Consider the following 15941-nt stretch of genomic DNA (forward strand, 5'->3'; position numbering starts at 1 on the left):
GCTATCAGAAAGCAAAGCTCGCGGTCACCCGGGCATTGCGCGGCGTGCCAGGCTGAACCCAGAGCTGGGAGAAGGAATTGCTGAACCAGTCGGTATCGAACAGGTTGTCAATGTCCAGCCGCAAGCGCACGCCCTGCGTCAGTTCCGTCTCCGCAAAGACCCGCGCAAGGGTGTAATCGGGCAGTTCGAAATCCGTGCCGACCTCGCCCAGCCGCTCACCCACATGCAGCACCCCGCCACCGAAACGCGCCTCGCGCCCGGCGATGCGGGTGGAATAGGCCAGCTGCACGCTCAGCGTGTGTTCGGGGATATTGAGCAAGCGGTCACCCGCTTCGATCGGCAGGCCGAAATCGGGATCAGCGACATCATTCCTGACCTGAGCATCGACATAGGCATAGGACACCCACAGATCGAGCCCGGTCGCAATTTCGCCGTTGAAGTCGAATTCAAAGCCCCGGCTGCGCGCCTCGCCCGCTGCCAGAGTGAACCCGGCATTGAGCTGATCAGCGACGAGGATATTCGATTGCTGGATCGAAAAGACGCTGGCGGTCGCGGTCATGCGGCCATTGGCGGCGGCATATTTGATCCCGCCTTCGAGCGATTCCGAAAGGTTGGGATCGAACGGATTGCCGGCAAAATCCGTGCCCGACAGCGGGCGGAAATTCTCGCCATAGGTGGCATAAAGCGACAGTTCCGGCGTCGCCCGGTACACCGCACCGACCTGCGGACTGAAGCGGCTTTCCCCGGTGCGCGCCACATTGCCGTTGGCGCGGTTGGTCAGGCGCTGATCATAATCGTCATAGCGCCCGCCGACACGCAATTCGAAGCTTTCCGAAAAGCCGATCTGGTATTGCGCATAAATCCCGGTCGCCTTCTGCACTTCCACCCGATCGGTCAGCGGGCCGAGTGTGGGGAGCGGGAACTGACCATAGACGGGATCGAAAATGTCGATCGCCTGCAATTGCTGCAAGCTTGGATTGCTGGCGAGCGAGGGCGCACGGGCGCGCAGGAACACCTGATCATTTTCAAACCGGTCTGTATCCGCGCCGATCAGCACGCGGTGGGTGATATCGCCGGTGGCGAAATTGCCTGCGAGTTCGGCGCGGGCGACGAAATAGGTCGCATCATAATCGCGGAAACGCCGCTGGCGGGTGAGCGTGCGCCCGTCGCGGAAAAGCAGCTGGCGGCTGCCGGTCAGTTCGGCCTCGGTCGAGGTGCCGGAAAGCGAGGTGTCGCGGTAATTGACCCCGACCAGCGCGCTCCAGTTGTCGGAGAAATCGTGTTGCAACTCGATCTGGTGGCCGAACACTTCGGCAATGTTCGGCCCTTCGCCGGGTTCGCCAAGGAAGCGGCTCTGCGGGATCACGCCAAGCTGCCCGTCCACCGCAACAACGCCGCGATCAAACGGGATTTCCTGACGGGCATATTCGAGCTCGTAGACCAGCCGGGTCGCATCCGACAGCTTGACCGCGATCGAGGGCATGAAGCCGAACCGCTCGGTTTCGATCGTGTCACGGAAACTGCCCGCATCCTCGTAGAAGCCGACAAAGCGAACCCCGACATTATCGCCCAGCGTGGTCTGCAAATCGGCATCGGCGCGATAGGTGTCGAATGATCCGGCCAGCAGCCGGATTTCGCCCGCGCTTTCGAACTTGGGCCGCTTGGTGACGAGGTTGATCGTCCCGCCCGGCTCCCCCCGCCCGAACAGCGCTGCGCGCGGACCTTTCAGGATTTCGACCGCTTCGACCCCGGAAAGATCGCGCGGCCCGGCAAAACCGCGCCCGGCGTTGAAGCCGTTGACGAGGTAATTGCTCGGCAGGTTTTCGTCGCCGACAAAACCGCGCACCGCAAAAGCATTCCACAGCCCGCCGAAATTGTTCTGCCGGGCAACCGAGGCCGAAAGGTCGAGCGCGGTGTTGAGATCCAGCGCGTTGATGTCGCGCAATTGCTGCTGGCCGATCACGAGTTCGATCTGCGGGATTTCAAGCCCCTCGAAATCGCCGCGATAGGCCGGACGGGTGGCGGTGATGAGGATGCCGTCTTCGGTGTCGTTTGCTGCCTCGCTGTCGGCCCCGGCCAGGCTTTCGGCCTGCGCTGGCGCTGCAAGAACAACGGCGCACACCCCAAGGAGAGAGGCCGCAAAACTGGCGCGATCACTTTTCATCACAATTCCTGACGAGAGAATGGGCCCTGATGAGAGGTTGGGACCGGAAGACAAGGTGGGACCTTATGAGAGCGTGGGCTGCCTTGGCGCGCGGCGAAACTGAACAGTCTCATCGGGACATGTGACAACATAACATCGATTATGGGACCGCCGTTACGATGTCAATCTTGTCTGATCAAGCCTTTGCGCAAACTCCAGCCCGCCATTTTCATCCCCGTGTGTCAGCCGCCGGAAACCGCAGTTCAGGGATAATCCGACAAAAACCGTCCCGGACCGCCCGCGGACTTGCTATGGCGGGCACCATGAACACCAGCACGCCCCCGCGAATCCCCGCCCCGAGAATTCTCAGCATCGCCGGTTCCGATTCCTCCGGCGGCGCAGGCATTCAGGCCGATCTGAAGACCATCGCCATGCTCGGCGGCTATGGCATGACGGCGATCACCGCGGTTACCGCGCAGAATTCGGTCGGGGTGCAGGCGATTGCGCCGATGGCCGGCGACATGGTGGCCGACCAGATCGCCTCGTGCATTTCCGATATCGGGGTCGATGCGGTGAAGATCGGGATGCTGCATGATGCCGATATCATCGCCCATGTCGCGCGGGCGCTGGAAGGCGTGCGGGCGCCGATCGTGGTTGATCCGGTGATGATCGCCACCAGCGGCGCGGCGCTGATCGACCCCGAAGCCATCGCCGCCTTGCGCGAGACGCTGTTCCCGCGAGCGGCGCTGATCACTCCCAACCTGCCCGAACTCGGCCATCTTCTGGGCCGCAACCTCACCACCAGCGAACAGCTGGTCGAGGCGGCCGAAGAGCTTTCGCACATGACCGGGGCGGCGGTGCTGGCCAAGGGCGGGCATACGTCCGACGCGCGGATCATCGATGTGCTCTATGTGCCTCAGGCCCGTGCGGTGCAGTTCGATCACGCCCGCATCGACACGCCCCACACCCACGGCACGGGCTGCACGCTGTCATCGGCGATCGCGACCTTGCTCGGCCACGGCCAGCCGCTGGAACACGCGGTCAGGCTGGGCCGCCAATTCGTGATCCGCGCGATCGAGGCCGCCCCCGGGTTCGGGGCTGGCAATGGCCCGCTGGGGCATCAGGCGGTGCGGGCGGGCCAGCTTTCGCGTGACAGCGCGAAATAGACGCTGTCGCACCATTCCCCGCCGATCAGCAAGGTCGCTTGCGCCCGGTGGCTTTCGGCAAACCCGAGCTTTTCCAGCAGGCGCATCGAACCCGCATTGCGCGGATCGACATCGGCGATGATCTGTTCAAGCCGGTGCAGGGTAAAGGCGCGATCGATCACCGGGACAAGCGCCTCGGCGACCAGTCCCTGCCCCCACAGCGCCGGATCGATGATGTAGCCGATATCGGGAAAGCGGAAAAACCCCGCCTTGCCGACCGTGCGCCCCTGATATTCGATGATGAAATCGTCACCTTCGCGGGGCTGTGTGGCGGCCATCGCCGCCAGCCAGTCGCGGGTCTGATCGGCGCTGTCGTGCGGGGGTGTGGCCCAGTAAGCCATCGCCGCCGGGTCAGAAAGAACCGCATGCATCCCGGCGAAATCATGTTCTGGCCGCACCCGGCGCAGCACCAGCCGCCGGGTGTGGATCACCGGGTCAGTCGCGCGGGAGCTCATAGAAATCCGCGATGCAGTTCCACGCATCTTCTGCGGTTTCGCACCACTGGAACAGGTCAAGATCGGCTTTCGAAATCGTCCCTTCTTCTGCCAGCGCATCGAAATCGATCACCCGCGTCCAGAAATTCTTGCCGAACAGGATGATCGGGATCGGCTTCATCTTGCCGGTCTGGATCAGGGTCAGCAGTTCGAAGAATTCGTCGAAGGTGCCAAAGCCCCCGGGGAACACCGCCACCGCGCGGGCGCGCAGCAGGAAGTGCAGCTTGCGCAGCGCGAAATAATGGAACTGGAAGCTGAGATAGGGCGTGACATAGGGGTTGGGCGCCTGTTCGTGGGGCAGCACAATGTTGAGCCCGATCGATTCGCTGCCCGCATCCGACGCCCCGCGATTGCCCGCTTCCATGATCGACGGCCCGCCGCCGGTGGTGACGATGAACTGGCGTTTGCCATCCTCGATGATCGCTTTCTCGCTGACCAGCCGGGCGAGTTTATAGGCCTCGTCGTAATATTTCGCCTTTTCGAAGAGCCGCTGGGCGACCTTCTGGTCGTGTTCGCTGCCGTTCTTCGCCGCCTCGATCCGGGCCTCGGCCTGGGCCGGTGAAGGGATGCGGGCCGAACCATACATCACCAGCGTCGATCCGATCCGCGCTTCATCCAGCAGCATTTCGGGCTTCAGCAGTTCAAGCTGGAAGCGAACCGGGCGCAATTCCTCGCGCAGCAGGAATTCGGTGTCGCGGAACGCCAGCTTGTAGGCCGGATGCGCGGTCTGCGGGGTGCGCTCGGGCACGCCTTCGGCAAAGCGGGCTTCCTCGCCCGCCGGGTAGAACTTGCGGTTCGTGAGTTCTTTTTCAGTCATTGCTCGGCCCTAGGCGCGCTGGATTTGCGCGGCAAGCGGTTCGGAATGCCACGCATTTCAGGGGAAGGAAAGGCTGGATGCCCCGCGAGGATTCGAACCTCGATTGACGGAGTCAGAGTCCGTAGTCTTGCCATTAGACGACGGGGCAATCGCCGTGGCGCGCGGGTGCGGCACCGGAAGCGAGGGCGCTCCCTAGTTTTGTGCGCGCACAAGGTCAAGGCCATCCCGCACGATAACCCGGCGGGCGCGCTTGCCCTGCACCGGGGGTTGGGCTAGCTTGTGAACAGGTGCCGCGCGCAAACATTGCGCGTTTCGGTGATGTGAAAGTACAATCAGTATGGCGGAAACTCTGCCGCCGGACAGGAATGGCAGGACTGGCAAGAAACGGGGCTCTAGGTCCGGCAAGGTAGTCGATTTTCGCTACAAACCCGCCCCCCAGTCCGAATCCCGCAAAAACGGCCAGAACGGCCGGGCCAAGGGTGCAGCCCAGCGCGGCAGCCCGCGGGCGGAGCATGATCTGGCCGCAATCGGCACGGTCCGCCCCGGCCATCAGGGCGAAGCCTATGCCGCGCTCGACCTTGGCACCAACAATTGCCGCTTGCTGATCGCCCGTCCTTCGGGCCGCGATTTCACTGTGATCGACGCCTTCAGCCGGGTGGTGAAGCTGGGCGAAGGGCTGGCCACCAATGGCCGCCTGTCGGACAAGGCGATGGACCGCACGCTCGCCGCCCTGTCGATCTGCGCTGACAAGCTGCAGCGCCGCAATGTCCGCCTTGCCCGCTCGGTCGCGACCGAGGCGTGCCGGCGTGCGACAAACGGCGAGGAATTCATCGAGCGGGTGCGGCACGAGACCGGAATCGCTCTGGATATCATCAGCGCCGAGGAAGAAGCGCGGCTGGCCGTGCTTGGCTGCCACATCCTGCTCGAGGCGGGCGAAGGCCCGGCGATGATCTTCGACATCGGCGGCGGTTCGACCGAACTGGTGCTGGTCGAGGCGGGCGGGCCGGAGGCGCGCCGGGTGCCGCGCATTCTCGACTGGCAAAGCGTGCCGTGGGGCGTTGTCTCGCTGACCGATACCGTCGGCCGCAGCGAAGAGGGCGAGACCGCGCGGGCCGCGCGCTATGTCCGGATGCGGCAACTGGTGGCGGACAGCTTTGCTCCCTTTGCCGCGCGGGTCACCGATGCGGCGGGGCACGCCGACATCCGTCTGCTCGGCACCAGCGGCACGGTGACAACCCTTGCCAGCCTCTATCTCGAACTGCCGAGCTATGATCGCCGCGCGGTTGACGGATTGATCGTGCCCGCGCCCGCCATGCGCGAAATCAGTTCGCGGCTATCCGTGATGACGCCTTATGAACGCAGCAACCTGCCCTGCATCGGTCAGGACCGCGCCGATCTGGTGGTGGCAGGTTGCGCCATCCTTGAAACAATTCTGGACCTGTGGCCTGCGCGGCGGCTGGGGGTCGCCGATCGCGGCATCCGCGAAGGCATCCTGCGCAGCCTGATGGCCGCCGAACGCCGCTCGGAACGGTCGCTGCGCGCGCTCCAGCAGTTGCGGTCGGGGCAACCTTCGTCATGAGCCGTTCCGGCAAGACACCCGACAAGCGGGTCAAGACCGCCAAGGGCCGCACGGCTTCGCAGGTGCGCTGGCTCGAACGTCAGCTCAATGATCCTTACGTCAGGCAGGCCAAGGCCGATGGCTATCGCAGCCGCGCGGCCTACAAGCTGATCGAGCTCGACGAACGCTTCGGCCTGCTCAAGGGCGCGCAGAGGGTCGTCGATCTCGGCATTGCGCCGGGCGGGTGGGCGCAGGTGGTGCGCGCCCGCGTGCCCAAGGCGCAGGTGGTGGGGATCGACCTGCTGCCGGTGGAGCCGATCGAGGGTGTAACCATCTTCCAGATGGATTTCATGGCCGACGAAGCCCCGCAGGCGCTTACTGCCGCGCTTGGCGGATCGCCCGATCTGGTGCTGTCGGACATGGCGGCCAACACGGTCGGCCACAAGCAGACCGACCACCTGCGCACCATGGGTCTGGTCGAGGCGGCGGCGTGGTTTGCGGTGGAAAACCTGGCCGTGGGCGGGGCTTTCGTGGCCAAGGTGCTGGCGGGCGGCACCGATGCCGATCTGCTGGCCCTACTCAAGCAGCATTTCGCGCTGGTCAAACACGCCAAGCCGCCGGCCAGCCGCAAGGGCTCGTCGGAATGGTATGTGGTGGCGCAGAAGTTCAAGGGCCGCGATTAACCGCGCGGCCCGGATTTGCCCGCGGTCTATGCGGCGGGCGCAGCTTCGGTTGAACCGCCTTCGGCAGCCTCTGCCTCGGCGGGATCGGCCTCACCCTCGGCAGGGGCCGCAGCAGGGGTGAATTCGGGCAGCGGCAAGCCTGGCCCCTGCGCGTTGAGATAGGCCGAAATCGCGGCGCGATCCCCGACCTTGGACAGACCGGCAAAGCCCATCTTGGTGCCGGGGACGTAACCCTTGGGGTTCTTGAGCCAGGCGTCCATCTTTTCCCAGTCCCACTGGCCGCCCAGCGCCTTCAGCTCGTTGCTGTAGGCAAAACCGGGCTTGGCCGCCACTTGTGCGCCCATGATGGCGTGGAGGTTCGGGCCGACCCCGTTGGCACCGCCGGCAGCGATGGTGTGGCAGCTCTGGCACTTGGCATAGGCTTTTTCGCCAGCGGCGATCAGATCAGCCACCGGCGCCGCGTTCAACGCTTCGGCAATCGACATTTCCGCCGGGCCTGCGGCCTGTTCGACCGCGCCTTCGATCACGTAACCCAGCTGCTCCGGCCGCTCCGGGCTGTCGCCGTGGAAATACTTGCCCGACAGGATTGAGAGGCCAAGGCCGACAACGCCGGCGAACAGCACCCAGCCTGCGGCCGTGTTGAACAGATCGCCGCCGCCATTCTGGCTTGCAGCTTCGGATTGCGAAGAAGTGTCCTGAGTCATCCCGGCAGGCCCATAGTGGCGGCCTCGTCCCTGCGCAAGGGCGATCATGGCACGATTTCTTGCAAGCTTTGCAAGCGGGCTTGCCGCCTTGCCCGCAGGTCTCTAGCAGCCGATGCCACCATGCGTTCATTTCCCGGCCCTGCCCTTGAAATTGTCGACCGGATGCGCGCCGTCGCCGCCGCCGATCCTGCACGCGCGATTGCCTTTCAGGGATCGCCCGGCGCCAACTCGCACCGCGCTGCAACCGAGGCGCGGCCCGACCTGCTGCCGCTGCCCTGCTTCAGCTTCGAGGATGCGCTGGAAGCGGTGAAGGACGGGCGGGCCGGCCATGCCATCATCCCGATCGAGAATTCGCAGCACGGACGGGTGGCCGATATCCACTTCCTGCTGCCCGAAAGCGGGCTGAATATCACCGGCGAATTCTTCATGCCGATCCATCACGCGCTGATGGCGCTGGGCGATGGCCCGTTCGAGGCCGCCTACTCGCACCCGCAGGCGCTTGGCCAGTCGCGCCGCTATCTGCGGGCAAAGGGCATCGTGCCGCTGAGCCATGCCGATACTGCGGGCGCGGCAGCCTTCGTGGCGGAACGCGGCGATCCGAATGTGGCGGCCATCGCCCCGGCCATCGCCGCCGAACTCTATGGCCTGCGCATCATCGAGGAAAATGTCGAGGACAGCCCTGACAACATGACCCGCTTTGTCATCCTCGCCAGCCAGCCCCTGCCCGCAGGCGCGCTGGCTGACAGGCCGGTGATGACCACCTTCGTGTTCGAGGTGAAGAACATCCCCGCCGCGCTGTTCAAGGCGATGGGCGGGTTCGCCACCAACGGGGTCAACATGACCAAGCTTGAATCCTACCAGAAGGGCACCAGCTTTTCGGCGACCACCTTCTATGCCGACATCATCGGCGCGCCGGGCGATCCGGCGGTTGATCGGGCGCTGGAGGAATGCGCCTTCCATTCCAAGCAATTGCGCATTCTGGGCACCTACGAACAGGCGCGCGCCAGAGGATAGCGCGCACGCACCCGGTTTCCCGGTTGCGCCCGCGTGCGCGCCATGCCACCACCCGGCAGGCATGACCGCAGCGGCGCAGACCCTCTCAGCCGAATACCCCGAAGACCCAGGTGCATCGTCTGGCTTCGATGCTGGCGCGTGGAACGCCTTGCGCGAAGATGGCGACCTGCAATTCGCGCCAGTCGAAATCCCCGAAATCAAGGCGCCTGAACCCGGCTGGTTCGAACGGATGCTGGCAAAGGTGTTCGATTTTCTCGCCGATCTGCTTGCCCCGGTGGGTCAGGCGCTGGGCGCTTCGTGGTCGTGGCTGCAATGGGTGCTGCTGGCGGCGGTGGCGGTGTTCGTGCTGGTGCTGCTGGTGCGCGCCTTCGGCCCCGGAGCCGAACGCCGCCGCCGCGTCGCCGACGAAGCCGAGGCCGAGTGGCAGCCCGAACGCGCTGCCAGCCTTGCGCTGCTGGAAGATGCCGACAGGCTCGCCGCCGAAGGCCGCTTTGATGAGGCCGCGCGCCTGCTGCTGCGCCGCAGCGTCGGCCAGATCGCCGCCGCGCGGCCCGAACTGGTCGAACCGTCGAGCACCGCGCGCGAATTGTCGGCGCTCCCCGCCCTGCCCGAAGCTGCGCGCACCGCGTTCCGGATCATTGCCGAGCGGGTCGAACGCAGCCTGTTCGCCTTGCGCGCGCTTGACCGGGCCGACTGGGAAGCCGCCCGCGCAGCCTATGCCGATTTCGCGCTCGCCCGCCTTGCCGGGCAGGAACGCGCGGCATGAGCGACGGCGGCACTGCGGCTGTGCGCGGGGGCTTTTCGCGCGGGGGCGCGCTGGCGCTGGTGGCCGCAGGCTTCGCCCTGTTCCTTGCGATGGTGTGGCTGATCGCCGCGGGCGAGGAATTCGGCGGGGACAGCAATAATGGTCAGGCCCACGCCGCAGCCAAGGGGCTGAACGGCTATGCCGGGCTTGTCCGGCTGCTTGAAGCCGAGGGTTTTGACGTCTCCAGTTCGCGCAGCCCCGCCGGGCTGGAAACCGAGGGCCTGCTGGTGCTGACCCCGCCGCCCGCCACCGACGCTGCGGCGCTGGGCGAACTGCTGCGCAAGCGCGAGAACATCGGCCCGACCCTGGTGATCCTGCCCAAGTGGTCTGCGCTGCGCCCGCCCCAGATCCTCCCGCGCGAGGTGCGCGAAAAGTTCAAGCCGGGATGGGTGATCCTTGGCGCAGCCCAGGAACTGGAATGGCCTTCCGCGCTGCCCGCCCCCTACAGCTTCACGCACGGGCTGGAAACGCTGGAGGCTGACGAGGAGCCGGGCTGGGAAGGTCTCGGCCTGAGCGGCGATTTGCCCACGCGCACCATTCCTTATGCCGCCGATACCCCGCTTCACGGGGCGCTGATGACCGACGCGGCAGGGCATTGGCTGGCGACCCGCGTGCTGGGCAAGGAAGGCAGCGAATTTTACGAGAACGCGCACTGGACGACCTTTGTGGTCGAACCCGATCTGGTGAACAATTACGGCCTTGCCGACCGGCAGCGCGCCGCCGCAGCGCTCGCGCTGGTGCGCGATGCCGCCTATGAAGGCGACATCACGGAGGTTACCTTCGACCTTACCCTCAATGGCTTTGGCGCGTCGGAGAACCTGTTGACGCTGGCCTTCCGTCCGCCCTTCCTCGCCGCGACGCTGTGCCTGATCATGGCGCTGCTGATCATCGGCTGGCGTGCGTTCCAGCGCTTCGGCCCGCCCGCTGCCGGGGCCGGGCCGGCGATCGCTTTCGGCAAGCAGCGGCTGATCGCCAATGGCGCCGGGCTGATCCTGCGGGCGCGGCGGTTTGGCCTGCTGGGCGTGCCCTATGCCGCATTGTCGGCGCGGCGGATTGCCGAGCGGCTTGGCCTTGCACGGCCTGATGCTGCCATGATCGACGATGCGCTTGCCCGCCGCCTGCCCGGCGAAGAACCCTTCTCGCGCCGCGCCGCGCGGCTCGAATCCGCCCGAAAACCCGCCGACATCCTCAGCGCCGCGCAGGCGCTGGACGATCTGACCACCAAGCTGTGACAGGGATACGCAACCAATGACCATGAGCCTTCAGGACGTGCGCAGTCTCGCCGATGCCATCCGCGCCGAAATCGCCAAGGCGATCGTCGGGCAGGACGACATGGTGGACATGCTGCTGGTGGCGCTGCTTTCGGAAGGCCATGTGCTGATGGAAGGCCCGCCGGGCACCGCCAAGACCTTCCTCGCCAATGCCTTTGCCACGGCGCTGGGCCTCGATTTCGGGCGCATCCAGTTCACCCCTGATCTGCTGCCGGGAGATATTCTGGGGTCGAACCTGTTCAACTTCCAGACCAGCCAGTTCACCCTGACTCGCGGCCCGATCTTCTGCGATCTGCTGCTGGCGGATGAAATCAACCGCACCCCGCCCAAAACGCAGGCCGCGCTGCTTGAGGCGATGCAGGAACGCCGCGTCACGCTGGACGGGGAAACCCACCGCCTGCCCGAACGTTTCATGGTGGTGGCGACCCAGAACCCGATCGAGAATCAGGGCGTCTATCCCCTGCCCGAAGCCCAGCTTGACCGGTTCCTGTTCAAGCTGCTGGTGCCCTACCCCGCCGAGGCCGAGGAGGCGCGGATCGTTGCCACCTATGGCCAGCGTTCCGGCCCGCAGCGGCCCGCCGATCTGGGCGTGGTCGCGGTCACCAACGCCGCCGGGATCGGCGCGGCGAGCGCGGCCTTGGCGCAGGTCACCGTGGCTGACGAGATCACCTCCTATGTCGTGCGGCTGGTGCGCGCCACCCGCGACCATGCCGAACTGACCGTGGGCGCATCCCCGCGCGCCGCGGTGCTGCTGGCCGGGGCCGCCCGCGCCCGCGCAGCGCTGGAAGGGCGCGATTACGTGATTCCCGATGATGTTAAGGCGCTGGCCGTGCCGGTGCTGCGCCACCGCCTGACGCTCAGTCCGGCGGCCGAGATCGAGGGACGCGACATGGAAACGCTGGTGGCCGAACTGGTCGAAAGCACCGAGGCACCCCGCTAGGCAATGTCTGCCGTCCGCCGCCTCCTCAGCATCATCTTCGCCCCGCTCGCACGGCTGGCGATCATCGTCCCGACCGAGCGCGCCGTCTGGGCCATCGCGGGACTTGCGCCGGTGGCGCTGGTGATCGCCGCCACCGCGCCGGGGGCCTGGGTGATCGCGCCGGTGCTGGGCGCGGCGCTGCTGGCGCTGGTGACACTTGATGCGCTGTTATCGGGCCGCAATACCGGGTGGGACATCCACGCCCCTGCCGATACCGAAGTCGGCCAGCCGATCCTGCTCGCCGTCACGGTGCGCTTTGGCGGAGGGCGGCGCAAGGCCGTGACCGCCGCGCTCGCCTGCGATCCGCGCCTTGCGCCCGGCGGGCGGGTGACCTTCGATCTTGCGCCCGCGGCCAATACGCCCGGCTGGCGCGGCGAAAGCACCATCACGCCGACGCGGCGCGGCACCGCCGAAGTCACCCGTACCTGGCTGCGCTGGGAGGGGCCGCTGGGCCTTGGCGCGCGGCAGGTTTCCTATCCGCTCGAACAGGCGGTGCGCATCTGGCCCGACCTTTCGCCGGTGCGATCGCGGGATCTGCAAACCTTCCTGCGCAACGCCCAGACCGGCCTGATCGCCCGGCGCATCCGCGGCGAAGGCACCCAGTTCGAGGCGCTCTCCGAATACGAGGCCGGGATGGACCGCCGCCGGATCGACTGGAAGGCTAGCGCGCGCCACAACCACCTTTATGCCCGCGAGAACGAAAGCGAGCGCAACAACCAGATCGTCTTCGCCTTCGACTGCGGGCAGGCGATGTGCGAGCCGGTGGACGGGCTGCCCCGGATTGACCGCGCTGTGTCCGCCGCGCTGACCTGCGCCTATGTCGCCTTGAAGGGCGGGGACAAGGTCGCGCTGTTCGGCTTTGCGCAAACGCCGCAGCTGATGACCCCCTTCATCGGCGATACCCGCGCCTTCCACCGTTTGCAAAGCGCGGCGGCAGGCCTCGATTACGAAAGCGCCGAGCCCAATTTCACGCTCGCGCTGGCGACGCTGACGACCCGGCTGAAACGCCGTTCGCTGGTGGTGGTGTTTTCCGACTTCACCGATCCCACGGCAGCCGAAATCATGGTCGAAAGCCTCGGGCGGCTGGCCAACAAGCATCTGGTGCTGTTCGTCACCATGGCCGATGCCGAGATCGAGGATATCATCGCCGCGCCGCCTGCCGACATCGCCACGCTTGCCCGCGCGGTCACCGCCGATACCCTTGCCCAGCAGCGCAAGCTGGTGCTCGGGCGCTTGCGCCGGATGGGGATCGACGTGGTCGAGGCCCCATGGGAGAAAATCGGCCCGCAGCTGATCGACCGCTATTTTATCATCAAGAACAGCGAGATGATCGGATGAGGGCGCCGGTCCTGTCATCATGGTTCGGACGCGGCGCGGTGGCAGCCCCGCCCGATATCGAAAGCGCAGCGCTGCGTTCCGACCGTTTCCGGCTGGAACGCGAGGGCGACTGGCGCCGGCTGGAAGATATCGTCGCACGGATGGAGCGCGGCGGGTTGAAGCGCATCGCGGATGATGATCTGCTGGCCCTGCCCACGCTGTACCGCACCGCGGCATCCAGCCTTGCCGTGGCGCGCGAAACCAGCCTCGATGCGGCAACGCTGGCCTATCTTGAAAGCCTGGTGCAGCGCGCCTGGTTTCAGGTCTATGGCCCGCCCAAGGGGTTTGCCGCATGGTTGCGCGACTTCCTGCTGGGCGGGTGGAGCCGCGCGGTCAGGGCGATGTGGCTCGACATCTGCATCGCGCTGTTCGTGATGGTCGCGGGCAGTGTGGTCGGCTGGCTGCTCGTGGCGCGTGACGAGGCGTGGTATTACCGCCTCGTGCCTGGCGGGCCGGGCGAGGTTCGTGTGCCGGGGGCCAGCCGCGAACAATTGCTTTCCACCCTCGCGACCGAGGAAAGCGCCGTCGGCCTGTCAAGCTTCGCGGCCTATCTGTTCAGCAACAATTCGGCTGTCTGCATCCTTGCCTTCGCGCTGGGGTTCGCCTTTGGCATCCCGTCGCTGATGCTGCTGGTGCACAACATGGCGTTGCTGGGCGCGCTGCTGTGGCTGTTCGATGGGCAGGGGCTGCTGGTGGACCTCGCCGCATGGCTCAGCGTGCATGGCACCACCGAATTGTTCGGCATCCTGCTGTCGGGCGCGGCAGGGCTGCATATCGGGCGGTCGATGGCCTTTCCCGGCAACCGGCCCGTGCTGATCGCTGCCTCCGAGGGGGGCAAGCGCGGGGCGGTGGTGATGGTCGGCGTGGTGATCATGATGATCGTCGCGGCGCTGCTTGAAGCCTTTCCGCGCCAGCTGGTCGAAGGTGCCGGGCCGCGCTTCCTGATCGGCGGGATGATGCTGGCCTTCTGGCTTGCCTATTTCTTCCTTTACCGTCCGCGCCAACCCGCCGGGGACAGCGCATGAAAGCCGCGCGCCTGCCGCAACGCGCCGCGCAAAAGCGCCAGCGCATGATGGTGACGCCCGAAGGGCTGGCGCTGCCGATCACGATTGCCGCGCGCGGTGCCCGCGCCGGGGCGCTGATCCTTGATGTGCTGATCATCATCACCGGGCTGGTCGCCTTTCACCTGCTGCTGTTCTGGATCGCGGGCGGCCTGCTCGACGGCACGGCGCTCGACCCTTCGGCTGCACCGCGCGGCGCGCAGGAATTCCTCCAGATCCTGCTGGTGATCGTCGTCTTCGTCACCTGGTACGGCTATTTCCTCGTGCAGGAACTGGGCCCGCGCGGGGCGACATTGGGCAAGCGCGTGGTCGGTATCCGGGTCGCGGCACAGGGCGGCGGGCGGCTCAGCGGCGAAGCGGTGATCGCCCGCAACCTGCTGCGCGATATCGAATTGTTCTATCCGCTGGTGTTCATCTTCGTGCTGCTGGCCAGCAGCGCGGGCGGCGAGGATATCGGCCCGCTGGCGGGGATTGCGACCTTGTGGTTTGCGCTGTTCCTGCTGCTGCCCTTCTTCAACCGCGATGCCCTGCGCGCGGGCGATATCATCGCCGGAACCTGGGTGGTGGAAATGCCGCGCACCCGGCTCGCCAAAACGCTTTCCACACAGGGCGCAGCCGCGCTGGGCGCCAGCGACGTGACCGGCGCGCGCTATGATTTCGGCGAGGCGGAGCTGGCGGTTTACGGCGAAAAGGAATTGCAGACGCTGGAACGGATGCTGCGCGAATCCTCGCCCGATGCGCTGGCCGCGGTGCATGCCACCATCTGCCGCAAGATCGGCTGGGATCCGGGCGCAGGCGACGAAAGGGCTTTTCTCGAAGCCTTCTATGGGCAATTGCGGGCCAAGCTGGAGGGCGAGATGCGCTTCGGCAAACGAAAAGCGGACAAGTTCTCATGATCATCGACCGAAGGTTCTTCATCGGCGGAACGCTGGCATTGGGCGCAGCGGCATGCATTCCCCCCGATCAGGCCCCTGCGGCGCGGCTGGCGGCGCAGCTGCGGCTGATCGAGGCGCAAGGGAACGGCACGCTGGGCGTGGAACTGTTCGATACCGCCACCGGCCTTTCGGTCGGGATCAACCGCGACCGGCGGTTTGGCCATGCCTCATCCTTCAAGCTGTCGCTGGCGGCGCTGCTGCTGGAACGCGATGCGGCAGGCGCGATTGATGGGGACAAGCGCGTGATGTGGGACGAGGCGGACATGCTGCAGCACGCGCCCTTCACCCGCGACCGGATGGCTAAGGGCGCGACATTGCGCGAACTGGCGCGGGCGACGCAGGTCACCTCGGACAATCCGGCGGCCAATATCCTGCTGCGCGAGCTGGGCGGCCCGGCGGCGCTGACCGCGTTCTGGCGCAGCATCGGGGACGAGATCAGCCGGGTGGACCGCACCGAGCCGGAGATGAACAACGTTCCCACATCCGAATTCCGCGACACGACCACGCCGGCGGCAATGGCGCGCACCGTTGCGAAGATCATCTATGGCGACGTGCTGCCCGAGGCAGCGCGGGCGGAATTGAAAGGCTGGATGATCGCCACCGAAACCGGCCTCCGCCGGGTGCGGGCGGGCCTGCCCGAAGGCTGGGTGGCGGGCGACAAGACCGGCACCAGCGGGCTGATCGGCAGCGACTACAATTACATCGACATCGGCTTTGCCGAAGGGCCGAAGGGACAGCCGCCGATCACCTTCGCCTGTTACTTCCGCGCGCGGCAGAGCGAGGACGAGATGCTGGCCAGCGGCGAGATGACGCTGGCGCGGGTGGGCGCGCTGATCAAGGAATTCGCCGAACCGGAGCGGGGCCTGCCGCTGGTGGGTAAGCTATACTGAACTTC

The 15941-nt window shown here is 66.1% G+C and carries 15 protein-coding genes and 1 tRNA gene; 11 read left to right on the top strand and 5 right to left on the bottom strand.

What is annotated here, in order from left to right:
* Positions 1 to 4: 4 nt before the first annotated feature.
* Positions 5 to 2164, bottom strand: a complete 2160-nt coding sequence (locus BUA05_RS11120; RefSeq protein WP_072675093.1) for a TonB-dependent siderophore receptor — start codon at positions 2162 to 2164, stop codon at positions 5 to 7.
* 302 nt (positions 2165 to 2466) lie between these two features.
* Between BUA05_RS11120 and thiD the strand changes: the two genes are divergently transcribed.
* On the top strand, positions 2467 to 3309 hold the full coding sequence (gene thiD, locus BUA05_RS11125; protein ID WP_072675165.1) for a bifunctional hydroxymethylpyrimidine kinase/phosphomethylpyrimidine kinase: 843 nt from the start codon (positions 2467 to 2469) through the stop codon (positions 3307 to 3309).
* On the opposite strand, the gene BUA05_RS11130 is transcribed toward thiD, so the two are convergent.
* The 3 genes from BUA05_RS11130 to BUA05_RS11140 form a co-directional block, all read right to left on the bottom strand.
* A complete protein-coding gene (locus BUA05_RS11130) occupies positions 3264 to 3803 on the bottom strand; it encodes a GNAT family N-acetyltransferase (RefSeq protein ID WP_072675094.1) in 540 nt (179 codons plus the stop codon). The two genes, thiD and BUA05_RS11130, sit on opposite strands and share 46 nt — an antisense overlap.
* Entirely contained in the window at positions 3784 to 4659 is an 876-nt protein-coding gene (locus tag BUA05_RS11135) for an LOG family protein (protein ID WP_072675095.1), read from the bottom strand. The genes BUA05_RS11130 and BUA05_RS11135 overlap by 20 nt, the downstream gene beginning before the upstream one ends.
* Positions 4660 to 4733: 74 nt before the next feature.
* Positions 4734 to 4807, bottom strand: a tRNA-Gln gene (locus BUA05_RS11140).
* A gap of 189 nt (positions 4808 to 4996) precedes the next feature.
* Here BUA05_RS11140 and BUA05_RS11145 point away from each other — a divergent pair.
* Positions 4997 to 6238, top strand: a complete 1242-nt coding sequence (locus BUA05_RS11145; protein WP_072675096.1) for a Ppx/GppA phosphatase family protein — start codon at positions 4997 to 4999, stop codon at positions 6236 to 6238.
* Positions 6235 to 6900 (top strand): RlmE family RNA methyltransferase, encoded by a 666-nt coding sequence (locus tag BUA05_RS11150; protein WP_072675097.1) that lies wholly within the window; start codon positions 6235 to 6237, stop codon positions 6898 to 6900. The genes BUA05_RS11145 and BUA05_RS11150 overlap by 4 nt, the downstream gene beginning before the upstream one ends.
* Positions 6901 to 6926: 26 nt before the next feature.
* On the opposite strand, the gene BUA05_RS11155 is transcribed toward BUA05_RS11150, so the two are convergent.
* Positions 6927 to 7652 (bottom strand): c-type cytochrome, encoded by a 726-nt coding sequence (locus BUA05_RS11155; protein WP_342742094.1) that lies wholly within the window; start codon positions 7650 to 7652, stop codon positions 6927 to 6929.
* 72 nt (positions 7653 to 7724) lie between these two features.
* Between BUA05_RS11155 and BUA05_RS11160 the strand changes: the two genes are divergently transcribed.
* The 8 genes from BUA05_RS11160 to bla all read left to right on the top strand — a co-directional run bounded on the left by BUA05_RS11160 (position 7725) and on the right by bla (position 15936).
* Positions 7725 to 8618 carry a prephenate dehydratase gene (locus BUA05_RS11160; protein ID WP_072675098.1) on the top strand — a complete coding sequence of 298 codons (894 nt, stop codon included), beginning with the start codon at positions 7725 to 7727 and terminating at the stop codon, positions 8616 to 8618.
* Positions 8619 to 8679: 61 nt separating this feature from the next.
* Positions 8680 to 9384 (top strand): hypothetical protein, encoded by a 705-nt coding sequence (locus tag BUA05_RS11165; protein WP_072675099.1) that lies wholly within the window; start codon positions 8680 to 8682, stop codon positions 9382 to 9384.
* On the top strand, positions 9381 to 10655 hold the full coding sequence (locus BUA05_RS11170) for a DUF4350 domain-containing protein (RefSeq protein ID WP_072675100.1): 1275 nt from the start codon (positions 9381 to 9383) through the stop codon (positions 10653 to 10655). Before BUA05_RS11165 ends, BUA05_RS11170 begins: the two co-directional genes overlap by 4 nt.
* Positions 10656 to 10677: 22 nt before the next feature.
* The gene (locus BUA05_RS11175) at positions 10678 to 11634 is read left to right on the top strand and encodes an AAA family ATPase (RefSeq protein WP_072675167.1); all 957 of its coding nucleotides are present in this window, start codon (positions 10678 to 10680) and stop codon (positions 11632 to 11634) included.
* 3 nt (positions 11635 to 11637) lie between these two features.
* Positions 11638 to 13011 (top strand): DUF58 domain-containing protein, encoded by a 1374-nt coding sequence (locus tag BUA05_RS11180; protein ID WP_072675101.1) that lies wholly within the window; start codon positions 11638 to 11640, stop codon positions 13009 to 13011.
* Positions 13008 to 14075, top strand: coding sequence for a stage II sporulation protein M (locus BUA05_RS11185; RefSeq protein WP_072675102.1), 1068 nt, complete (start codon positions 13008 to 13010; stop codon positions 14073 to 14075). The genes BUA05_RS11180 and BUA05_RS11185 overlap by 4 nt, the downstream gene beginning before the upstream one ends.
* Positions 14072 to 15007 carry an RDD family protein gene (locus tag BUA05_RS11190; protein WP_072675103.1) on the top strand — a complete coding sequence of 312 codons (936 nt, stop codon included), beginning with the start codon at positions 14072 to 14074 and terminating at the stop codon, positions 15005 to 15007. Before BUA05_RS11185 ends, BUA05_RS11190 begins: the two co-directional genes overlap by 4 nt.
* Entirely contained in the window at positions 15004 to 15936 is a 933-nt protein-coding gene (gene bla / locus BUA05_RS11195; RefSeq protein ID WP_072675104.1) for a class A beta-lactamase, read from the top strand. Before BUA05_RS11190 ends, bla begins: the two co-directional genes overlap by 4 nt.
* The last annotated feature ends 5 nt before the right edge of the window (positions 15937 to 15941 follow it).

This window comes from Erythrobacter sanguineus (genome assembly GCF_900143235.1).
GTDB classification, from domain to species: domain Bacteria; phylum Pseudomonadota; class Alphaproteobacteria; order Sphingomonadales; family Sphingomonadaceae; genus Erythrobacter; species Erythrobacter sanguineus.